The following is a 19,835-nucleotide window of genomic DNA, read 5'->3' on the forward strand; positions in this document are numbered from 1 at the left end:
CCGAGTTCGGCGGTTGCCGGATCGCGGCGGCCGAACCTTGGTGGTCGCAGGCTGTTTCGCGGTCGTTCGGGGCCGGGAGCGCGGAGGTGCCGGTGCTGTCGGCATTGATACTCGGTGATCGGTTGTTTCGCGACGGGGTCGGTGCGACGCCTTGTGCGCGAAGACTTTTCGACTTTCCCCGGGCCGGGCGTGATGTCCCACACGCCGGCCCGGGTTGCGGGGGAGACGAGGCGGTGGCGTCCCACCATCTGCCCTCTCCCCACGGCGACGTAGGTGGTTGGCGGGCCTGACCACCCCGCCCCACCTCGTCCCCGGAATCGAGTGAGCCCGGTAGCGGTTCGCTCGCACGGACCGGCGACGGGCGGGCAGGGGACCTGCAAACCCCCGCCCGCCCGTCGTCGAAAGTGACCGGCCCACCCCGTGTTCCCAGTGCCCGGGCGCGGTGGTGGGCCTGTCGCGATGGTGGCGAGTTCAGCGCGCGGTGAAGCCGCCGTCGATGGCGAGTGCCGCGCCGGTGATGAAGCTCGCCTCGTCGCTGAGCAGGTAGGCGCAGAAGGCGGCGATCTCGTCGGGCCGGGAGATGCGGCCCAGCGGGTGCAGGGCGGCGATCGCGGCCTCGCCCTCCGGGGTCGCGCCCATCGAGTTCCGGAAGGCGGGCGTGTCGACCGCGCCGGAGACCAAGGCGTTCACCCGAATCGAGCGTTCGGCCCCTTCCAGCGCGACGGCCCGGGTCAGGCCCACCACCCCGTGCTTGGCGGCCACATACGGCGCGACCTGCGCCATGCCGACCACGCCCAGGTTGGAGGCATTGTTGAGGATCGCCCCGCCGCCGGTGGCCGCGAGCGCCGGAACCTGATGCCGCAGGCCGTAATAGACGGCCGTGAGGTTGAGTTCCAGGTCGGCCCGCCACCCGGCCGCGTCGATGTCCTGGACGGGTCCGAAGGCATTGACCGCGCCCGCATTGTTGAAAGCCGCGTCCAGTCGCCCGAATTCGCTGACCGCGGCGCTGGTCAGGCGTTCGACGTCGGCTTCGACGGTGACGTCGGTGGGCACGAACAGCGCCCGCCCGCCCGCGTCGCGGATCTCCTCGGCCATCCGGTCACCGGCCTGCTTGCCGCGTGCGCCGAGCACCACGGCCCCGCCCTCGGCCGCGATCCGCCGGGCCACGGCCGCGCCGACTCCGGAGGTCGCGCCGGTGATCAGGACGACCTTGTTCTCGAACCGAGCATCCATGACTGCATTCCCCTTGCGATAGAGCTGATTTCGTTGACGTGTCATAGTCAACGCCGCGGGGAGGTCGGTCGCTGGCGGAAAATCGCCGTCACACTTGATGCGTCATCTAAACCGGGATCAGGCGGGCGACAACAGATCCGGCAGCTCGTCGAGTCCGTTCACGACGGTCGCCCGGGCCGCGTCCGGCAGCTCGGAGGTCAGGTATCCCCACGGTCCGCGCCGGATCAGCACCGGCATCATGTCCGCCGCCAGCACCGGCAGCACATCATTGTCGACCCGATCGCCGATGTAGCAGATCTCCGCGGGCGCGACACCCGCCACCTCGGCGACTCGCGTGAAGAACTTCGGATCCGGCTTCTCCAAGCCCCATTCGGCCGAGGTATAGACCGCGTCCACCGGCAGCGACATCCGCTCCAGCGCCGACTTGGCCTGCGGGGGTTGATTACCCGCAATGATCACGGTGATGCCGCGCCGCCGCAGTTCCCCGAGGGCTCGGCGCACGTCCGGGTACAGGTCGTCGCCGTCGAAGTTGACGCGCAGGCTGTCGGGTTCCTCGGCCGCCCACGCGTGCTGCTCGGCCTCGACATCGATGCCCGGCGCCACCAGTTCGAAGGCATCGGTGAGCGGTCGCCCGGTCGCCGCCATGCCGCCGATCACGCCGAGAAACGCGAAGCGCGGCACGCCGAGCCGGTCGGCCCACCGGCACCAGATGCGTGTCTCGTCGATCAGCGTCTCGCCCACATCGAATACCGCAGCCTTGATCATTCGCCCAGCGTATCGGGCGGCCGCGGCGGATCAGCGTCGCACGTTGAGGAAGCCGATGGCGGTCGCGCCCCACCAGCAGACCTGCGACACCACACCGGTGGCCACACCCCAGGCCAGCAGCCGCGGCGTCAGCGGGAGTTCGCCGCGCGCCCGCAGTCGGCGCTGTAGTGCGTACGCTTGAATCCCGTTGAGCGTCAGCACCAGTACCAGCGTCAGCTTGGTGCGGGTCATAGTCGAGGCCAGATTCGGTTCCAGGACGCAGCCGCTGGCCACCAGTCCGGCCAGTCCGAGCCAAATCGGGATGTGGAGCCGGGCTACCGCACCCAGCGCCTCCGTCAGTCCGAGACGCCCTGCGGCCCAGCGCAAGACGAAAGAATCGGCGACCAGGACCCCGCCGAACCCCAGCACCAGCGAGGCCAGGTGCACGACCACCCCGCCGGTGCGCACCGCCGGACTCGCGGTGACATGCGCGGCGATCCACACGGCGGCGGTGAGCGCGCCGGTGGCCAGCAGGCCGTAGGCGGCCACGATTCGCCACGAATCGTGCGGGATTCCCGCCGTCCCGGCGTGGTACCGGGAGCCGCTGGTCTGGAGCATGTCGAGCCTTCTGTTAGGTAAGGAAAGCCTAAATTACTCACCGAACAGCTCTGATGGCAAGTCGGCATCGATCACGTCGCGCCCCGCTCCGAGGCACACTGGACTGGAGCTGTCGATGTGTGGGAGGGGAGAACCCGATGGACGCCAGAATCCGCGGAACCGTCATGCCGGTCCTCGAAGTCGCGCTCGACCCCGGGGACCGGCTCATCGCCGAAGCCGGGCAACTGTCCTGGATGACCGACTCGATCCGGCTCAGCACCTCCACGCGCGGCGCGGCGGGCGGCGTCTTCGGCGCGGTCCGGCGCGCCATGGCCGGGGCGGGGCTGTTCATGACCGAGTACACCGCCCACCGGCAACCCGGCCAGGTCAGCTTCGCCGCCAAACTGCCGGGTCAGATTCTGCCGCTGCAGATCGCCAAGGACCGCGAGTATCTGGTCCATCGGCACGGATTCCTTTGTTCCGCAGGCGATGTCCGCGTGGCCCTGAGCTTTCAGCGCCGCTTGGGTGCGGGCATCTTCGGCGGCGCCGGCTTCACTCTGCAGCGTCTCTCCGGTGACGGCTACGCCTGGGTCGAGCTCTCCGGCGAGGTCATCACCTACGATCTTGCCCGCGGCGAAACCCTGCGCGTCCACCCCGGACACGTCGGATTGTTCGACGCCTCGGTCGATTTCGACATCACCATGATCCGCGGCGTCCGCAATCTCCTCTTCGGCGGCGACGGCCTCTTCCTCGCCGCTCTCACCGGGCCCGGCCGCGTCTGGCTGCAATCCCTGACCATCACCAACCTCGCGCACTCCCTCATCCCGTACCTCCCGATCCCGGAACCCGGCCCGCAGCCCCGCTGAGCCCGCGCGCCGCGGCCGCCACACCGGGTGTGACGGAAATTGGTTTGTTGCACCGGGATCGCTGCTGAAAAACTCGAATGATCCATGGCGTCGCAGGGGAGGTTCACCATGTCTCGACCGATTCGTGTTCTGGTCTGCGGGGGCGGCATCGCGGGCAACGCGGTCGCGCTCCTGCTGTTGCGCGCGGGGATCGATACCACCGTCGTCGAACGCGCACCCGTCCCGCGTCCCGGCGGTCAGGCCGTCGATCTGCGGGGGCCCAGTCGTAAGGTGGCCGAGCGGATGGGTTTGATGCCCGGAATCCGCAAGCGGCAGCTCGACGAGCGCGGCATGGTGTTCATCGACGACCGGGGCCGCACCCGCGCCCGCCTGTCCGCCGAGATGTTCGGCGGTGAGGGATTGGTCGCCGACATCGAGATCACCCGGGGTGATCTCAATCAGGTGCTGCTCGACGAAATCGATGCTCTCCCGGCTGAATCCGGGACTCTCGACTACCGCTACGGCGAGTGGGTCGACGACATCGAGGAGACCACCGAGGCGATACAGGTCCGCTTCGCCTCCGGCGTCGTCGCCGACTTCGATCTGGTGATCGGTGCAGACGGCCTCAATTCCGCCTTGCGCGAGAAGGTCTTCGGACCCCGCTCGCAGTTCGCCGAGTACCTCGGCGCGTACATCGGCTTCTTCACCATCCCCACACCGCCGGGCACCACGCTCGAAACCGGTTGGGTAGGAGTCCATTCCCTCCCCGGCAGCATGGTCGCGCTGCGCCCCGATCCGAGCCCGGCCACCTCGATGGCTATCATCTCCACCCGCATCCCCGTCGACGACGCGCTGCGCGGGGACACCGCCGCCCAGCAAGCCCTGATCCGCGAGCGACTGAGCGGGCACAGCTGGGTGCTGGCGGACATCGTCGACGCCATGCCCGACGCACCCGACTTCTACTTCGACGAAGTGGCCCGCGTCCGAATGTCGCACTGGTCCAAGGGCCGTGTCGTCCTGCTCGGCGACGCCGCCTACTGCGGCTCACCCATGACCGGCATGGGCACCGCCCTGGCGATCATCGGGGCCTACCTCCTCGCCGGTGAGATCACCACCACCCCAACCGATCTCACCCGCGCCCTCGACCGCTACGAGGAACTCCTGCGCCCCCTGGTCACCGAAATCCAAAAGGGTACCGAGACGTCGGTACGACTGCGCCACCCCGAAACCCGCCGCGGCGTAGCCGTTCTGAACACGGCGTTTCAGGTGCTGGCTTCGCGACCCCTGTCTCCGCTGCGCGCTCTGCTGACCCGGCTGATCGGCAAGCAGAGCGAATATCCGCTGCCCGACTATCCGAATCTCACTGTGGATTGAGCGGCTCACCCCTCGGTGTGTCCTGGTCGGTGTCCTCGGGAACGGCGAAGAGCCGCACCGCCATCGGCCGGGCCTCCGGGGGTGCGTCGGCGACCATCGCGTAGCTGTGCCGGGCGACCAGTTCCCGGTACTCGTCCATGAACGCTCCGAGCTGTTCGGCGGTCATGTAGCAGCCGTGCCGCTGCACCTGCGCCCATCCCGTCGGGCCGGTCCACTCCTTGTTCGCGCGGATCAACCGGTCGACGTCCCGGCCGATCTTCAGCTGCGCCAGATGCTCCGCCGCCGCGTACTCGGCCGGTTCCATGGTGGCCGGGTCGGGTGTGGTGTGGCTGAACGGTAGTGCGCGCCACCATCGTTCGCGACCCCGGGACTTCTCGGGGATCTCCTCGATGAGCTGCAACTCGGCGAGTTTGCGCAGGTGATAGCTGGTGGTTCCGGTGCTCTCGCCCAGCAGTTCGGCGAGGGTCGTCGAGTTCACCTCGCTCTGGGCGCCGAGCTGCTGGAGGATGCGGCCCCGCAAAGGGTGGGCCAGCGTCCGGTAGAGAGCGGTGCGCTCGGCGCTCGTCATGTCGTCGGCAGGTTTCACCATGGGCCGACATTAGCAGAGATTTCTTTGCAGAGAAATGTTTGCAGAAATCCCTTTGCGATCGTACGGTGGCGGTATGCAAACGAATCCCCTCGTGCGGCGCTCGAATATCGGCGTGCGGCAATGGGTTACGTGGACCCTCGGCGGTTCTGCCGTCTTCCTCGTCCCCTGGACCGTGTTGCTGGCCGCCACCCTGCCCAGCGAGACCCGCGTACAGAACTGGGCGCTCGCCTGGATCGGTCTCGACTTCCTTTTGACCATCGGCTGCCTGCTCACCGCCGTCTCCGTCAGCCGCGGCCACGAACTGGCCCGCATCGCGGCCACCGCGACCGCGACCATCGCCCTGCTCGACGCCTGGTTCGACATCACCACCGCCCGGCCCGGCCCGGACTTCACCCAAGCCGTCGCGAGTGCCGTCGGGGAGTTGGCATTGGCGGGCGTCTGCGCGTTCCTGGCCGTGCGCCGCCGCGAATCATCGGAAGGACACAACTGAGATGACCACGACCACAACACGTTTGGCTCTTGCTGCGGGAGCTGTCGCGGCCACTGCGGCCTGGTGGTACACCGATCGCGCGCCCTATCCGTACGCGCAGCACCGAATTCTGGACATCCCGCTGCCCGGCCTCGGCGCCGATCGGCTCGATCGCGTACTCCGGCCGCGCGCCGGTGAGCGCATGCTGGAGATCGGTCCCGGCACCGGCATACAGGCCGTGCGCATCGCGCCGAAACTCGGTCCGTGCGGCCGCCTCGATGTCGTCGATGTGCAGCAGGACATGCTCGACCACGTGCACCGGCGCGCGGCGCATCTCGACATGCTGGTGCCGACCCTGGCCGACGCGTGCGAATTGCCCTTTGCCGAAGCGACTTTCGATGCCGTGTACATGGTCACCGCACTCGGCGAGATCGACGACCCCGCCACCGCGCTGCGCGAAGCGGCCCGCGTGCTCGCCCCGCACGGCCGCCTCGTGATCGGTGAATTCTTCGACCGGCACTGGATCCCGTTCGGCCGCCTGCGCGACTACGCCGAAGCCTGCCACCTGCACATCGATGCGCGAGTCGGCCCGACCGTGGCCTACGTGGCCCGGCTGCGCAAGTGCTCCGGGGGCGTACCCGGGTCCTGTGCCCCGACCGAGCCGGTCGCCGCCATCCGACGCGACCGCGCTGACCAGGCTCTCCGGTAGTCCGGGCGTAGCATCGGGCGGCATGGATGCTGAAACCGTGGACCGCGGCTGGGCCGCCCTGCAGCAGCAGGCGCAACAGACGGCACAGCTGATCGAAACCTTGGCGGGCAAGCTGCAGGCCGCGGCGGCGGCATGCTGCACCGCTTCCTCGGCAGCTCCTTCGGCGGCGCCATGGCCATGGGCGCCGGTTTCGGCCTCGGCGACGACCTGATCAACGACATCTTCCACTGACTCGACCGAGCCCCGATTGTCTCGGTGCGCCGGGTTGGGTGTCGGGTTCGGTCAGGCCGAGAGTTCGAGTGGGAGAGCCGCGGTGGCGTAGCGGTCGAGGGCGACCTCGGCCAGCAACGGGTGTGCGCCGATGGTGTCGGCGTGCGGGACGTGCGGGAGCGTGTTTCGCAGGCGGTCGGTGAGCAGGCCGGGGGCCAGGAACCAGGGCGCGACCAGGATTCGTTCCGCTCCTCGGGCGCGTAGGCGGGCGAACGCCTTGTCGAGCGTGGGATCGGTGGTGGCGAAACAGATTTCGGTGTCCCACCCCGTCAGCGCGGTGAGCAGGCGGGCCACGTCACCGGTGCGCGCATTGGCGGTCGCGGACGAAGAGCCCACCGCGGCCACGGCGATACCCAATCGCGGCTCGCACGGGAGGACATCTCCCGTCATCCCGGCGTGCTTTCGGCCGGGATCCACACTGCCCGGGTGGATTCCGGCCAAGAACATGCCGGAATGACGAGGGGTGTGGTCGCCGTGGAGTGCTTCGACGACGCGATCGCGCAGGGCGATGATCAGGTGCGGGTCCGGGCCCAGCACGTTGGCCTGGGTCAGGTGCAGGCGTGGATGCCTGGCGCTTGCCTCGGCGAGGAGCTCGGGTAGGTCGACCCGTGCGTGGAAGGCGCTGCCCAGCAGGAGCGGAACCACCACCGCGTGGGAATGCCCTTCGGCGGCAACGGCGTTCACGACCTGGTCCACCGAGGGGGTGCTCAGGTCCAGGAAGGCCAGTCGCACATCGAGATCCGGGCATTGCGCCGCGATGCGGTCGACTACGGCCCGCATGGTCGCGGCCGAGCGCGGGTCGCGGCTGCCGTGTGCCACCGCGATGAGCGCGGGTGCGCCCGCCCGCGACTGCGGTGCGACGAGCCCGGCCGGGTTCATCGTCATCGCGGAGGCGGGCAGGCGGTAGGCGCCGCCCGGCAGGACGGCCGGAACTGCGCCGTTGCCGGGCGGATTCATCTCAGACTCCGACTTCCGCGCCGACCTCGACCGCGGTCAGCGCGTCGCCGACCAGGCCGGCGGCGAGGGTGTTGCCGCCCGCCGGATCGATCAGCAGGAACGAGCCGGTGTGCCGGTTGACGCTGTAGTCGTCGGCCACGATCGCGTCGGCGACGCGGATCGAGATGCGGCCGATGTCGTTGAGCGCCAGCGACTCCGGGTTGGGGTCGGCGGCCAGATGCTGCTCGTCGAAGCGCTCGATGAGCGCGCCGACGATGGCCTGCGTGGTGCGGGTGCCGTGCTTGAGCAGCAGGCGTGCGCCCGGGCGCAGCGGCTTGTCGCCGAGCCAGCACACGGTGGCGTCGAACGCGTCGATCGGCTCGGGAGCGTCGGCCGCGGCGGCGATCACGTCACCGCGCGAGACGTCCACATCGTCGGCCAGGATCAGCGTGACGCTGCGGCCCGGCTGCGCCGAGGCGAGCTCACCGTTGGGCGTGTCGATGCGTTCGACCGTGGTGCGGGTGCCGGACGGCAGCACCACGACCTCGTCGCCCTTCGAAACCACGCCCGCCGCAACCTGTCCCGCGTACCCGCGGTAGTCCGGGTAGTCGGCGGTGCGCGGCCGGATCACGTACTGCACCGGGAAGCGCAGCCCGACCTGGTGGCGGTGCGCGTCCGCGTCCACCGGCACCGACTCCAGGTGCTCGATGAGCGAGGGCCCGTCGTAGTACGGGGTGTTCTCCGAGCGCGAGGCGACATTGTCACCGTGCAGCGCGGAGACCGGGATCTCCTGCACGTCCTCGGCGGCCCAGCCGAGTTTCGTTGTCAGCTCCGCGAATTCGGAGGTGATCCGCTCGTAGACGCTCGCCGGATCATCGACCAGGTCGATCTTGTTCACGGCCAGCACCAGCTTCGGCACACCCAGCAGCGCCATCACGGCGGCGTGGCGACGAGTCTGCTCGATAACACCCTTGCGGGCGTCGACCAGCAGGATCACCAGCTGCGCGGTGGACGCACCGGACACCGTGTTACGGGTGTACTGCACGTGCCCGGGGGTGTCGGCGAGCACGAAAGACCGCTGGGGCGTGGCGAAGTAGCGGTACGCCACATCGATGGTGATGCCCTGCTCGCGCTCGGCGCGCAGGCCGTCCACCAGCAGCGACAGGTCCGGCGTCGCCAGACCCTTGTCGACCGACGCGCGGGTGACGGCGTCGATCTGGTCCGCGAGAACGGATTTCGTGTCGTACAGCAGTCGTCCGACCAGGGTGGACTTGCCGTCGTCGACCGATCCGGCGGTGGCCAGTCTCAATAGGTCGGACATCAGAAGTAACCCTCTCGCTTGCGGTCTTCCATGGCGGCCTCGGAGACACGGTCGTCGCCGCGGGTCGCGCCACGTTCGGTGAGGCGGGACGCGGCAACCTCGGCGAGAATCGCCTCGTTGTCGGCGGCCTCGGAAAGAATTGCGCCGGTGGTGGATCCGTCGCCGACGGTGCGGTAGCGCACCGACTTGATCGACAGTTCCTCGTTGTCGGCCGGTCCGCCCCAGCTGCCGGGGGTCATCCACATGCCGTCGCGCAGATACACCGGGCGCTCGTGGGCGTAGTAGATGCTGGCCAGCTCCACATCCTCACGCGCGATGTAGCGCCAGATGTCGAGCTCGGTCCAGTTGGAGATCGGGAAGACGCGCACGTGCTCACCGGGAGCGTGCTTGCCGTTGTACAGGTTCCACAGCTCCGGACGCTGCCGCTTCGGGTCCCAGCGCCCGAACGCGTCACGCAGTGAGAAGATCCGCTCCTTGGCGCGCGAACGCTCCTCGTCGCGGCGGCCGCCACCGAAGACCGCGTCGAAGCGGTTCTCGTTGATGGCGTCCAACAGCGGCACGGTCTGCAGCGGGTTACGGATCCCGTCCGGGCGCTCGGTCAGACGGCCGTCGGCGAGGTAGTCCTCCACCGACGCGACATGCAGTCGCAGGCCGTACTTCTCGACCACCTTGTCGCGGAACTCGAGGACCTCGGGCAGGTTGTGCCCGGTGTCCACGTGCAGCAGCGCGAACGGCAGCGGCGCGGGCCAGAAGGCCTTGATCGCCAGGTGCAGCAGGACCGTGGAGTCCTTGCCGCCGGAGAAGAGGATCACCGGCCGCTCGAATTCGCCTGCCACCTCACGGAAGATGTGGATGGACTCGGATTCGAGCGCGGCCAGGGTGTCGAATTCAGTCTCGAGTGAGGTCATGAGGCGTGCAACCCGCATTCGGTCTTGGCGAGCCCGGCCCAGCGGCCGGATCGCGCGTCGGATCCCGGTTCCGGCTTCCGCGTGCACGGAGCGCAACCGATCGAGGGATAGCCCTCTTCCACAAGGGGATTGACGAGAATGCCATTGGCCTCGATGTAGGAGGCCATCTCGTCATCGGACCAGGCGGCGATCGGATTGATCTTCACCAGGCCGAAGCCCTCGTCATAGGAGAGGAGGGGCGCGTTGGCGCGAGTCGGCGCCTCCACTCGACGGATCCCGGTCACCCAGGCGTTGTATCCGGCGAGGGACTTCTTCAGGGGAACCACCTTGCGCAGGCGGCAGCATTCGGCGGCGTCGCGGGCGAACAGATCCTTGCCCAGCAGCTGATCCTGTTCGGCGACAGTGTTTTCCGGCTCGACGTTCACGATGTTCACGCCGTACACCAGTTCCACCGCGTCACGGGTGCCGATGGTCTCGGCGAAGTGGTAGCCGGTGTCGAGGAACAGCACGTCCACGCCGGGCCGCACCTGCGATGCCAGCTGCACCAGCACGGCGTCCTGCATGTTGGACGCCACGATGTAGTTGGACCCGAAGTTGTCCTCGGTCCACTGCAGCAGTTCCTGTGCGGTCGCGTTCGGGCCGAGCTCGGCATTGCCCTTCTCGACCAGGGCGCGCAGCTCGGATTCCGCGAGTTTCGTTGTAGTCATTGACGTTTCTCCCAACTACCGCAGGTCTGCTTCATCGGAGCGGACGGCCCACTGCGCGAAACGCTCACCCTCATCACGGTTCTTGACGAAGTTGCGCACCACGCGCTCGATGTAGTCGCCCAGCTCTTCGCTGGTCACCTTGTGCTGCCGCAGCTTTCGGCCGAAGCCGGAGTCGAGGCCAAGGGAGCCGCCCAGGTGAACCTGGAAACCCTCCACTTGATTCCCGTCGCCGTCGTCCACGAGCTGGCCCTTGAAGCCGATGTCGGCGATCTGGGATCGGCCGCAGGAGTTGGGGCAGCCGTTGATGTTCACCGTGATCGGCACATCCAGGTCGGCGTTGATGTCTGCGAGCCGCTGTTCCAGCTCGGGGGCCAGCACCTGGGAGCGCTTGCGGGTCTCGGTGAACGACAGCTTGCAGAATTCGATACCACTGCACGCCAGCAGATTCCGACGCCAGTGCGACGGGCGGCCGTGCAGGCCCAGCGGCTGCATCTGCTCGATCAGCCACTCGACCTTGTCGTCGGGCACGTCGAGCACGATCAGCTTCTGGTACGGCGTGAACCGGATGCGGTCGGAGCCAACGGCTTCCACCAGATCCGCGACCTGGGTCAGGATGGTGCCCGAGACGCGTCCGGCGATGGGGGAGAAGCCGATGGCGTTGAGCCCGTTCTTCAGCTTCTGCACGCCGATGTGGTCGATCGGGCGCTCCGGCTTGGCCGGGGCGGGGCCGTCGATCAGCTTGCGCTTCAGGTACTCGGTCTCGAGCACCTCGCGGAACTTCTCGATACCCCAGTCCTTGACCAGGAACTTGATGCGCGCCTTGGTCCGCAGGCGGCGGTAGCCGTAGTCGCGGTAGAGCGAGACGATGGCTTCCCACACGTCCGGCACCTCGTCGAGCGGCACGAACGCGCCGAGGCGCTGCGCCAGCATCGGGTTGGTGGACAGACCGCCGCCGACCCAAACATCAAGGCCCGGACCGTGTTCCGGGTGCTCGACGCCGATGAAGGCGACGTCGTTGATCTCGTGCACCACGTCCTGCTGACCGGAGATGGCGGTCTTGAACTTGCGCGGCAGGTTGGAGTATTCCTTCTTGCCGATGTAGCGCTTGACGATCTCGTCGATGGCCGGGGTCGGGTCCAGCACCTCACCGAACGACTCACCGGCGAGCGGGGAGCCGAGCACCACGCGCGGGCAGTCGCCGCACGCCTCGGTGGTGTGCAGGCCGACCGACTCGAGCCGCCGCCAGATCTCCGGCACGTTCTCGATCTCGATCCAGTGGTACTGAACGTTCTCGCGGTCGGAGAGATCCGCGGTGTCGCGGCCGAACTCGGTGGAGATGCCGCCGAGGGTGCGCAACTGGTTCACGTTCAACGCGCCGGCATCACACCGGACTCGCATCATGAAGTAGCGGGCCTCGAGGATGTCGATGTTCTCGTCACCGGTGAAGGTGCCGTCGTAGCCCTGCTCGCGCTGGGTGTAGAGACCCCACCAGCGCATGCGGCCGCGCAGATCGCTCTTGTCGATGGAGTCGAAACCCTGCTTCGAGTAGATGTTCTCGATGCGCGCGCGCACGTTGAGCGGGTTGTCGTCCTTCTTGCTCTGCTCATTGGCATTGAGCGGCTCGCGGTAGCCGAGCGCCCACTGCCCCTCCGACTTGCGCTTCACCGGTCGCGCGGTGCGCTGACGGGGTGCGACGGGCGCATCGGGACGCGCGCTATCGGAACTGGTGGCGTCGGTGCTCGACGTCATGGGGTCGCTCCTGGGGATCTTGCGGGCAGGCGGGAGGGGCTGAACTCACGCCTCCGATAACAGAGAACCGGCTCGTACAGCGTCAGATTTACGCTGGATTCCGGGGAAGGGGAGCCGATCTACCGGAGGCTTCCCGGCAGACAGCTCGCGCTGCAGACGCGCTTGAAGTCGACATGGCGGCGCGCCACGAGTCGTACTCCAAGTCCAGTCATGAGGCTTATTGTGCCACGTCAGACGGGTCGTTCCGACTGCCGGATCGAATTTTCCCCAGTTTTCCGGGAAATCGCCTGGATATATCGTTCCATTTGTGACAGGGGTCATAGATCAATCACGTTCTGATCATTGGTCGGTTGATCAGGTGTGTGACCCGGGTCGCTCGACGGCGGTTACCCCGTGAGGCGGGTGCGGGCGGAGTCGAGGAGGGACAGCTCGTTGGCCAGTTCGTGGGAGTTGAGCCAGTCGGGGCGGTCTATGAAGCCAGCCGGGAGGTAGGGGGATTGGACGGTGCTGCGGTAGCCGAGGTCTCGGGCCCAGCAGGTCAGGGCCAGGAGGGGCAGGGAGAACACGGCTTCCGGGTCATGGGCCCAGGTGTTGGTGTCGAAGAACATGCGATGCAGGCGGAGGGCCTGGGTGAGCTGCCAGTCGAAGCCCTCGGCGTCGCCTTCGGCCAGGCGAGTGAAGACGTCGATGGCGGGGCGATGCAGGAGGTCGGTGGTCTGCTGGGTGCCCACTCGCGTGGTGGTGTCGAGGGTGTAGGCGGAGGTGTGCGCGGTTTTGGGTCCGAAGCGCCAGGCTCGCTGCAGGAGACCGGCCCACTCGTAATGGAATTCGTCGAAGGCGTCGCCGCCGAATTCGCGTAGTCGCTCGATCGGGTACTCGGCCAGTTCGCCCACGGCGTCGAAGTCCCGGGCGATGAGCGCCCACCAGAACGCGGCCCGCCAGCCCGCCACCTTGTCGTGCCGGTCGAAGCCGTACTCGATGCCGCTCGCCCGGAAGCGGCGGGTGATCGTCTGCTCGGTGGCGCGGGCGAAATACCAGGTCCGCGAACGCAATGCGGCCGGATCGGACACCAGCATGCGGGCCAGCAGGATGCCGTCCATCGACCGCGAGAAGTTCGGCCCGTCCGGGCGCGTCTGCTGCCGGGAGCGGGCGACGACCGGCGACACCGACCCCGCATCCACCTCCCGAATCGACCTGGCGTCGATATCGTGCCGTGGCACCTCGATCATCGGATCCCCATCCGCATCCCGGAGCCTCCACCCGGCTCACCGAAATCCTCTGGAATGTACCCGGATTCGCGGCCCGACGCCCGCTCAGGACTTCCACGCCACCCCACGGCGCGGGCGGGTGCGGTGTGATGCGGGCAACCGGTCACACTGGTGGGGTGACCTCGACCGTTCCCGATCGCACCCCCGCCACCGACGACTCGCTCGTGCCGGTGCTGCGCGATTTCGGCGGCGGTCCGTTCGGGATCTACATTCACGTGCCGTTCTGCGCGACCCGCTGCGGGTACTGTGACTTCAACACCTACACCGCCGGGGAGCTGGGCAGCTCGTCTTCGCCGCAGTCGTGGTTCGAGGCGCTGCGTGGCGAACTCGCCACGGCGGCAAAAGAATTCGATGCGCTGCCGTCGGCGACGCCTGCGGTGGAGACCGTTTTCGTCGGTGGCGGGACGCCGTCGCTGCTCGGCGGTGATGGCCTGGCCGGGGTCCTGGACGCCATTCGTGAGAACTTCACGCTCGCTCCCGGTGCGGAGGTGACGACCGAATCGAATCCGGAGTCCACCTCGCCGGAGTTCTTCGACCGCCTGCGCGCGGCGGGGTACACCCGCATCTCCCTCGGCATGCAGTCCGCGGCGCAGCATGTGCTGAAGATCCTGGATCGCACGCATACTCCGGGGCGGGCCGTGGCCGCTGCTCGGGAGGCGCGCGCCGCCGGATTCGAGCACGTCAATCTCGATCTCATCTACGGCACCCCCGGCGAGACCGACGCCGATCTCGATGCCAGCATCGATGCCGTTCTCTCCGCCGATGTCGACCACGTCTCGGCCTACTCCCTCATCGTCGAGGACGGCACCGCCCTGGCCCGCCGGGTCCGCCGCGGCGAACTGCCCGCCCCCGACGACGATGTGCTCGCCGCCCGCTACGAACGTCTCGACACCCGACTCGGGGCGGCGGGCCTGCAATGGTACGAGGTCTCCAACTGGGCCGCCTCCGACGCGGGCCGCTGCCGCCACAACCTCGGCTACTGGGACGGCGGCGACTGGCTCGGCGCGGGTCCCGGCGCCCACAGTCATGTCGGCGGCACCCGCTGGTGGAACGTGAAACACCCGGCCCGCTACGCGGATCGAGTGATCGCGGGCGGCCTGCCCGCCGCTGGCTGGGAGTCCCTCACCGACGAGGAGCGCTACACCGAGCGCGTCATGCTCACCGTCCGCCTCCGCACCGGCCTCCCTCTGACCGACCTCGACGCCTCCGGCCGACGCGCCGCCGACCGCGTCATTGCCGACGGCCTCGCTGAACGCATCAACGACCACCTCATCCTCACCGACCGCGGCCGCCTCCTCGCCGACGCCGTCGTCCGTACCCTGCTGACCTGACCTCGGCGGTCGCGTGGCGGACCGGAATTGGCGGGACAAGTCTTGATCAAAGGCGTGGACCGACGCCTAGACTGACAAGCGACCTGCTCGAACAGCCGTTTCGTCCTACGCGGCCGGAGATCCAGAGGCCGCGGCCCGCGCACTTGCTGCGCAGTGAATATCCCTCGGCCCGAGGACATCTCATGTCGAAGCACTCCGCACCATCCACCACCACCCGGGATCGCGACCGTCGCCGTCGAACGAGTAAGCCGATGTCCCGTGCGACCTGGGCGGCGGGGCTGGCCTCGGTGCTGGCCGTCGCGCCGCTGATCGCCGCCGGACCGGCGTCCGCCGACCCACCGCCGACGATCGTGCTGGTGCACGGAGCCTTCGCCGACTACACGAGCTGGGATGGCGTCGCCTCGCGGCTGCGGGATGACGGGTACACCGTGGTGACGCCGGAGAATCCCTTGCGCGGACCCGCTTACGATGCGGCGGCCGTGCAGCGCACACTGGACGGAATCTCGGGACCCATTGTGCTGGTGGGCCATTCGTACGGCGGCACGGTGATCAGCAATGTGCACGACGCGAATGTCGAATCATTGGTCTACATAGCGGCTTTCGCGCCGACTCAGGGCGAGTTCGCGCTGGAGGAGATCAACCCCATCCAATATCCGGGCTCGCAGCTGACCTTGGCCCTGCGCCCGAAAGTGGTCGACGACCCGCAGGGCATCGCAGGCAAGAACCTGGACGCCTACGTAGACCCGGCGAGCTTCCGCGACGTCTTCGCCCAGGATGTCGACCCCGCCACCGCCACCGACATGGCTGCCCGGCAGCACTCCCTCGCCCTCACCGCCAACCTCGAACCCTCCGGCCCGCCCTCCTGGTCCGCCACCCCCAGCTGGTACCTGGTCTCCACCGCCGACCGCGTGATTCCCCCTGCCTCGCAATGGGATATGGCCCACCGCATGGGCGCCCACATCTCCTCCATCGATGCCTCGCACGCGGGCCTGGTCTCCCACCCGGCCGAGGTGGCAGCCATGGTGGAGGCCGCTGCGGGCCGGTGACAACCAGCCCGGATCGGCGACAATGAGTTATGGCGCTCGCTTCGTTCATGGTGCCGATCGGCACGCCCGCACCCGAATTCACGCTGCCCGCCGTGGACGGCACCGAGGTCTCGCTCGACAGTGTCGGCAAGGAGCCCGCGTTGCTGGTGGTGTTCCTGTCGAATCACTGTCCCTACGTCCGCCGGATGGAGCGCGGATTGGGCACGGTGACAGCGGAATTGGCCGACCGGGGCCTGGCGACGGTCGCGATCTGCAGCAACGACACCGTCGACTATCCCGACGACGACGCCGCACACCTGCGAGATCAGGTGCGGCGGGCCGGATTCCGTTTCCCCTACCTGATCGACACCTCGCAGGAGGTGGCGCGCAGTTATCAGGCGGCCTGCACGCCGGACCTTTTCCTCTACGACGCCGCCCGCCGCCTCGCGTATCGCGGCCGCTTCGACGCGGCGACGCCGGGCAACAGCAAACCCGTCGACGGCTCAGCGTTGCGACAGGCGGTCGAGTTCGTGCTCGCCGGGCAACCCGTGCCCGAACCACACACGCCCAGCGTCGGATGCGGCATCAAGTGGAAGCGCGGCGGCACTCCGGGCGGCTGGCTGACCGGCCCACGGTGAGGGCGGCCGCGCAGCAACTTGCGCGTGGGCAACTAAACTAGGGTGGATAATCCGGGAAATCCGCGTGACCGATGCCGAATGAGGAGGTGGGGCCATGTCGAGCACCGAGCAACGGCGGCTCGAGGTCCTGCGCGCCATCGTCGCGGACTACATTGCGACCAAGGAACCGATCGGTTCCAAAACCCTGGTGGAGCGGCACAATCTGGGCGTCTCCAGCGCGACGGTCCGCAACGATATGGCGGTCCTCGAGGCCGAAGGCTATATCGCGCAACCGCATACCTCTTCCGGCCGCATCCCCACCGACAAGGGTTACCGGCAGTTCGTCGACCACATCTCCGAGGTCAAGCCGCTGTCGAACGCCGAACGCCGGGCCATCATGGAATTCCTGGAGAGCGGCGTCGATCTCGACGACGTGCTGCGCCGCGGCGTCCGCCTGCTGGCCCAGCTGACCCGGCAGGTCGCCATGGTCCAGTACCCGACGGTCTCGGCCTCGACCGTGCGGCACATCGAGGTCGTGGCCCTCAACCCCGCTCGGCTGCTGCTGGTCGTGATCACCGATAGCGGCCGCGTCGATCAGCGCCTGGTCGATCTCGGCAATCTGATCAGCGACGACGATCTGGCCGCCCTGCGCGGCATGCTCGGCAAGGCCATGGAGGGTAAGCGCCTGGCCTCGGCCTCCGCCTCGGTCGCCGAACTCCCCGAACATTCCCCGCCCAAGCTGCGCGATGTGCTGATCCGGGTCTCGACCGTCATGGTCGAGACCCTCGTCGAGCATCCCGAAGAGCGCCTGGTCCTCGGCGGCACCGCCAACCTCACCCGCAGTGCCTCCGATTTCGCGGGCAACGGCTTCCCCGGTTCGCTACGCACCGTCCTCGAGGCGCTCGAGGAGCAGGTGATCGTGTTGAAGCTGCTGGCCGCCGCGCAGGTGCCGGGTACCGTGACGGTGCAGATCGGCGAGGAAACCAAGCTCGAGCAGATGCGTGGGACGGCCGTGGTGTCCACCGGTTACGGGATGCCCGGTACGGTGCTCGGAGGGATGGGGGTCTTGGGGCCGACCCGCATGGACTACCCGGGGACCATTGCCTCGGTGGCGGCAGTCGCCCGATACATCGGTGAAGTGCTCGCCGAACGGTGAGCCAGCGCAGAGACGAAACAGGACTAGAGAGCACAAGTGGCACGGGACTATTACGCACTGCTCGGCGTCGCACGCAACGCGACCGACCAGGAGATCAAGCGCGCCTACCGCAAGTTGGCGCGCGAACTGCATCCCGACGTCAACCCGGAGCCGGAGGCGCAGGAGAAGTTCCGCGAGGTCTCCTCGGCGTACGAGGTGCTCTCCGATCCGGAGAAGCGGCGCATCGTCGACCTCGGCGGTGACCCGCTGGAATCCGGCGGCGGCATGGGCGGTGGCTTCTCCGGCGCCGGCTTCGGTGGTCTGGGCGACGTGTTCGAGGCCTTCTTCGGCGGCATGAACGGCGCCGGCGGCGGCGCGCGCAAGCCGCGCGGTCGCGTGCAGGCGGGCGCGGATTCGCTGCTGCGTACGCGACTGTCGTTGCAGGAGTGCGCGGTCGGCGTCACCAAGCACCTGACCGTCGACACCGCCATCCTCTGCGACCTCTGCCAGGGCGCGGGCACCAACGGCAACTCCAAGCCGGTGCGCTGCGAAACCTGTGGCGGCGCGGGCGAAGTGCAGACCGTGCAGCGGTCCTTCCTGGGCCAGGTCATGACCTCCCGACCGTGCCCCACCTGCCGTGGCGCGGGCGAGACCATCCCCGATCCCTGCCGCAAGTGTGGCGGCGACGGTCGCGTGCGCTCGCGTCGCGAGATCGCCGCGCCGATCCCGGCCGGTGTCGCCAACGGCATGCGGGTGCGGCTGGCCGCGCAGGGCGAGGTCGGCCCGGGCGGTGGCCCGGCCGGTGATCTCTACGTCGAGATCGTCGAGCAGCCGCACGACACCTTCGTGCGCGACGGCGACGACCTGCACTGCACCATCCGGGTTCCGATGGTGGACGCGGCGCTGGGCACCACCGTCGTCGTCGACACCATCCTCGACGGCCCGGTCGAACTGAGCATCCCGGCGGGCACCCAGCCCGGCGAGGCGCAGGTGCTGCGCGGCCACGGCATGCCCAAGCTGCGCGCCAACTCCCGCGGTGATCTGATCGCGCACCTCGACATCGTGGTGCCGACCAAGCTCGACGCCAAGCAGTCCGACCTGCTGCGCAAGTACAAGGGCACGCGCCTCAACGAGCACACCGAGGTGATGACCGCCCAGTCCGAGCACAATTCGGGCCTGTTCGCGCGCCTGCGCGCGTCCTTCAGCGGACGCTGAGCCGTTGGCCGCCACCGTCTTCTACCTCGACGACATCCCCGAACCCGGGGCGACCGCGGTCCTCGACGGCCCCGAAGGCCGCCACGCCGCCACGGTCCGCCGCATCCGGGTCGGGGAACCCATCACCCTCTCCGACGGGCACGGGACCCTCGCCGACTCGGAAGTGGTTGCGGCCGCCAAGGATCGACTCGAACTGAAGGTGCTGTCCAAACGGGTAGCGCCGCCCTGGACCCCGCAGGTGACGGTGGTCCAGGCCCTCCCCAAGTCCGACCGCTCCGAACTCGCGGTCGAACTCATGACCGAGGCAGGCGCCGACGCCATCGTCCCCTGGCAGGCCCTGCGTTGTGTCTCCAACTGGGAAGCCAAGGCCCGCAAGGGCGTCGAAAAATGGCGCGCCGCCGCCAAATCCGCCGCCCGCCAATCCCGCCGCGCCTACATCCCGGATGTGGCAGAACTGCACACCACCCGAGACCTGCTGGACCTGGTCCGCACCGCAAAATCCAACGGCGCGATCGTCGCGGCCCTTCACGAGTCCGGCGAATCCCGTTTGACCGAAATGTCTTTCGACGGCGTCCCCGAGGTCATCCTCATCGTCGGCCCCGAAGGCGGCCTCGACGATTCCGAACTGAAATCCCTCACCGAAGCCGGAGCCGACGCAGTCCTCTTGGGCCCCACTGTCCTTCGTACCTCGACCGCCGCCGCCGTCGCCCTCGGCGCCCTGGGCGCGCTCACTCCGCGCTGGTAGCGCATCGACGGTCGCGGGATTCGGGCAGTGCGACCGCCCGCTCGAGTT

21 protein-coding genes are annotated in these 19,835 nt (G+C 68.3%); 10 read left to right on the forward strand and 11 right to left on the reverse strand.

Annotation, left to right across the window (positions count from 1 at the left end):
• Positions 1-471 precede the first annotated feature (471 nt).
• The 3 genes from ACYVN4_RS04965 to ACYVN4_RS04975 form a co-directional block, all read right to left on the reverse strand.
• Positions 472-1,233 (reverse strand): SDR family NAD(P)-dependent oxidoreductase, encoded by a 762-nt coding sequence (locus ACYVN4_RS04965; RefSeq protein ID WP_460718025.1) that lies wholly within the window; start codon positions 1,231-1,233, stop codon positions 472-474.
• Positions 1,234-1,350: 117 nt separating this feature from the next.
• The gene (locus ACYVN4_RS04970; RefSeq protein ID WP_460718026.1) at positions 1,351-1,998 is read right to left on the reverse strand and encodes an HAD family hydrolase; all 648 of its coding nucleotides are present in this window, start codon (positions 1,996-1,998) and stop codon (positions 1,351-1,353) included.
• A gap of 30 nt (positions 1,999-2,028) precedes the next feature.
• Positions 2,029-2,595 carry a hypothetical protein gene (locus ACYVN4_RS04975; RefSeq protein ID WP_460718027.1) on the reverse strand — a complete coding sequence of 189 codons (567 nt, stop codon included), beginning with the start codon at positions 2,593-2,595 and terminating at the stop codon, positions 2,029-2,031.
• 137 nt (positions 2,596-2,732) lie between these two features.
• On the opposite strand from ACYVN4_RS04975, the gene ACYVN4_RS04980 reads away from it, so the two are divergent.
• A complete protein-coding gene (locus ACYVN4_RS04980; RefSeq protein ID WP_460718028.1) occupies positions 2,733-3,440 on the forward strand; it encodes a TIGR00266 family protein in 708 nt (235 codons plus the stop codon).
• Between the two features lie 108 nt (positions 3,441-3,548).
• Positions 3,549-4,793, forward strand: coding sequence for an FAD-dependent monooxygenase (locus ACYVN4_RS04985; protein ID WP_460718029.1), 1,245 nt, complete (start codon positions 3,549-3,551; stop codon positions 4,791-4,793).
• Here the strand turns inward: ACYVN4_RS04985 and ACYVN4_RS04990 are convergent.
• Complete coding sequence (locus ACYVN4_RS04990) at positions 4,780-5,382, reverse strand: ArsR/SmtB family transcription factor (RefSeq protein WP_460718030.1); 603 nt, start codon at positions 5,380-5,382, stop codon at positions 4,780-4,782. The two genes, ACYVN4_RS04985 and ACYVN4_RS04990, sit on opposite strands and share 14 nt — an antisense overlap.
• 73 nt (positions 5,383-5,455) lie before the next feature.
• On the opposite strand from ACYVN4_RS04990, the gene ACYVN4_RS04995 reads away from it, so the two are divergent.
• Positions 5,456-5,872 (forward strand): hypothetical protein, encoded by a 417-nt coding sequence (locus tag ACYVN4_RS04995; protein ID WP_460718031.1) that lies wholly within the window; start codon positions 5,456-5,458, stop codon positions 5,870-5,872.
• A gap of 1 nt (position 5,873) precedes the next feature.
• Positions 5,874-6,560 (forward strand): class I SAM-dependent methyltransferase, encoded by a 687-nt coding sequence (locus ACYVN4_RS05000; RefSeq protein WP_460718032.1) that lies wholly within the window; start codon positions 5,874-5,876, stop codon positions 6,558-6,560.
• A 282-nt stretch (positions 6,561-6,842) separates the two neighbouring features.
• Here ACYVN4_RS05000 and ACYVN4_RS05005 read toward each other — a convergent pair whose 3' ends face one another.
• The 7 genes from ACYVN4_RS05005 to ACYVN4_RS05035 all read right to left on the reverse strand — a co-directional run bounded on the left by ACYVN4_RS05005 (position 6,843) and on the right by ACYVN4_RS05035 (position 13,680).
• Positions 6,843-7,709, reverse strand: a complete 867-nt coding sequence (locus ACYVN4_RS05005; protein ID WP_460718366.1) for a sirohydrochlorin chelatase — start codon at positions 7,707-7,709, stop codon at positions 6,843-6,845.
• A gap of 79 nt (positions 7,710-7,788) precedes the next feature.
• Complete coding sequence (locus tag ACYVN4_RS05010; RefSeq protein WP_460718033.1) at positions 7,789-9,087, reverse strand: sulfate adenylyltransferase subunit 1; 1,299 nt, start codon at positions 9,085-9,087, stop codon at positions 7,789-7,791.
• On the reverse strand, positions 9,087-10,013 hold the full coding sequence (gene cysD, locus ACYVN4_RS05015; protein WP_460718034.1) for a sulfate adenylyltransferase subunit CysD: 927 nt from the start codon (positions 10,011-10,013) through the stop codon (positions 9,087-9,089). The genes ACYVN4_RS05010 and cysD overlap by 1 nt, the downstream gene beginning before the upstream one ends.
• Positions 9,992-10,702: a phosphoadenylyl-sulfate reductase gene (locus ACYVN4_RS05020; protein WP_460718035.1), complete on the reverse strand. Its 711-nt coding sequence runs from the start codon at positions 10,700-10,702 to the stop codon at positions 9,992-9,994. Before ACYVN4_RS05020 ends, cysD begins: the two co-directional genes overlap by 22 nt.
• Before the next feature lie 15 nt (positions 10,703-10,717).
• The gene (locus ACYVN4_RS05025) at positions 10,718-12,451 is read right to left on the reverse strand and encodes a nitrite/sulfite reductase (protein WP_460718036.1); all 1,734 of its coding nucleotides are present in this window, start codon (positions 12,449-12,451) and stop codon (positions 10,718-10,720) included.
• Between the two features lie 119 nt (positions 12,452-12,570).
• Entirely contained in the window at positions 12,571-12,663 is a 93-nt protein-coding gene (locus ACYVN4_RS05030; RefSeq protein ID WP_354835468.1) for an Ms4527A family Cys-rich leader peptide, read from the reverse strand.
• 174 nt (positions 12,664-12,837) lie between these two features.
• Entirely contained in the window at positions 12,838-13,680 is an 843-nt protein-coding gene (locus ACYVN4_RS05035) for an immunity 49 family protein (RefSeq protein WP_460718037.1), read from the reverse strand.
• Between the two features lie 128 nt (positions 13,681-13,808).
• Here ACYVN4_RS05035 and hemW point away from each other — a divergent pair, with 128 nt between their 5' ends.
• From hemW to ACYVN4_RS05065, 6 genes are all read left to right on the forward strand, one after another.
• Complete coding sequence (hemW, locus tag ACYVN4_RS05040; protein WP_460718038.1) at positions 13,809-15,050, forward strand: radical SAM family heme chaperone HemW; 1,242 nt, start codon at positions 13,809-13,811, stop codon at positions 15,048-15,050.
• A gap of 251 nt (positions 15,051-15,301) precedes the next feature.
• Positions 15,302-16,096: an alpha/beta fold hydrolase gene (locus ACYVN4_RS05045; RefSeq protein ID WP_460718039.1), complete on the forward strand. Its 795-nt coding sequence runs from the start codon at positions 15,302-15,304 to the stop codon at positions 16,094-16,096.
• A 29-nt stretch (positions 16,097-16,125) separates the two neighbouring features.
• The gene (locus ACYVN4_RS05050) at positions 16,126-16,713 is read left to right on the forward strand and encodes a thioredoxin family protein (protein ID WP_460718040.1); all 588 of its coding nucleotides are present in this window, start codon (positions 16,126-16,128) and stop codon (positions 16,711-16,713) included.
• Positions 16,714-16,807: 94 nt separating this feature from the next.
• Positions 16,808-17,848, forward strand: a complete 1,041-nt coding sequence (gene hrcA, locus ACYVN4_RS05055; protein ID WP_460718041.1) for a heat-inducible transcriptional repressor HrcA — start codon at positions 16,808-16,810, stop codon at positions 17,846-17,848.
• A gap of 36 nt (positions 17,849-17,884) precedes the next feature.
• On the forward strand, positions 17,885-19,042 hold the full coding sequence (gene dnaJ / locus ACYVN4_RS05060; protein ID WP_379361563.1) for a molecular chaperone DnaJ: 1,158 nt from the start codon (positions 17,885-17,887) through the stop codon (positions 19,040-19,042).
• A gap of 4 nt (positions 19,043-19,046) precedes the next feature.
• Positions 19,047-19,787, forward strand: a complete 741-nt coding sequence (locus ACYVN4_RS05065) for a 16S rRNA (uracil(1498)-N(3))-methyltransferase (protein WP_460718042.1) — start codon at positions 19,047-19,049, stop codon at positions 19,785-19,787.
• Positions 19,788-19,835 lie beyond the last annotated feature (48 nt).

This window comes from Nocardia heshunensis (assembly GCF_054782115.1).

Bases quoted from the DNA above. Each gene is read 5' to 3' on its own strand.
- ACYVN4_RS04965 (WP_460718025.1), bottom strand. From the start codon at position 1,233: ATGGATGCTCGGTTCGAGAACAAGGTCGTCCTGATCACCGGCGCGACC.
- ACYVN4_RS04970 (WP_460718026.1), bottom strand. From the start codon at position 1,998: ATGATCAAGGCTGCGGTATTCGATGTGGGCGAGACGCTGATCGACGAG.
- ACYVN4_RS04975 (WP_460718027.1), bottom strand. From the start codon at position 2,595: ATGCTCCAGACCAGCGGCTCCCGGTACCACGCCGGGACGGCGGGAATC.
- ACYVN4_RS04980 (WP_460718028.1), top strand. From the start codon at position 2,733: ATGGACGCCAGAATCCGCGGAACCGTCATGCCGGTCCTCGAAGTCGCG.
- ACYVN4_RS04985 (WP_460718029.1), top strand. From the start codon at position 3,549: ATGTCTCGACCGATTCGTGTTCTGGTCTGCGGGGGCGGCATCGCGGGC.
- ACYVN4_RS04990 (WP_460718030.1), bottom strand. From the start codon at position 5,382: ATGGTGAAACCTGCCGACGACATGACGAGCGCCGAGCGCACCGCTCTC.
- ACYVN4_RS04995 (WP_460718031.1), top strand. From the start codon at position 5,456: ATGCAAACGAATCCCCTCGTGCGGCGCTCGAATATCGGCGTGCGGCAA.
- ACYVN4_RS05000 (WP_460718032.1), top strand. From the start codon at position 5,874: ATGACCACGACCACAACACGTTTGGCTCTTGCTGCGGGAGCTGTCGCG.
- ACYVN4_RS05005 (WP_460718366.1), bottom strand. From the start codon at position 7,709: ATGAACCCGGCCGGGCTCGTCGCACCGCAGTCGCGGGCGGGCGCACCC.
- ACYVN4_RS05010 (WP_460718033.1), bottom strand. From the start codon at position 9,087: ATGTCCGACCTATTGAGACTGGCCACCGCCGGATCGGTCGACGACGGC.
- cysD (WP_460718034.1), bottom strand. From the start codon at position 10,013: ATGCGGGTTGCACGCCTCATGACCTCACTCGAGACTGAATTCGACACC.
- ACYVN4_RS05020 (WP_460718035.1), bottom strand. From the start codon at position 10,702: ATGACTACAACGAAACTCGCGGAATCCGAGCTGCGCGCCCTGGTCGAG.
- ACYVN4_RS05025 (WP_460718036.1), bottom strand. From the start codon at position 12,451: ATGACGTCGAGCACCGACGCCACCAGTTCCGATAGCGCGCGTCCCGAT.
- ACYVN4_RS05030 (WP_354835468.1), bottom strand. From the start codon at position 12,663: ATGACTGGACTTGGAGTACGACTCGTGGCGCGCCGCCATGTCGACTTC.
- ACYVN4_RS05035 (WP_460718037.1), bottom strand. From the start codon at position 13,680: ATGATCGAGGTGCCACGGCACGATATCGACGCCAGGTCGATTCGGGAG.
- hemW (WP_460718038.1), top strand. From the start codon at position 13,809: ATGCGGGCAACCGGTCACACTGGTGGGGTGACCTCGACCGTTCCCGAT.
- ACYVN4_RS05045 (WP_460718039.1), top strand. From the start codon at position 15,302: ATGTCCCGTGCGACCTGGGCGGCGGGGCTGGCCTCGGTGCTGGCCGTC.
- ACYVN4_RS05050 (WP_460718040.1), top strand. From the start codon at position 16,126: ATGGCGCTCGCTTCGTTCATGGTGCCGATCGGCACGCCCGCACCCGAA.
- hrcA (WP_460718041.1), top strand. From the start codon at position 16,808: ATGTCGAGCACCGAGCAACGGCGGCTCGAGGTCCTGCGCGCCATCGTC.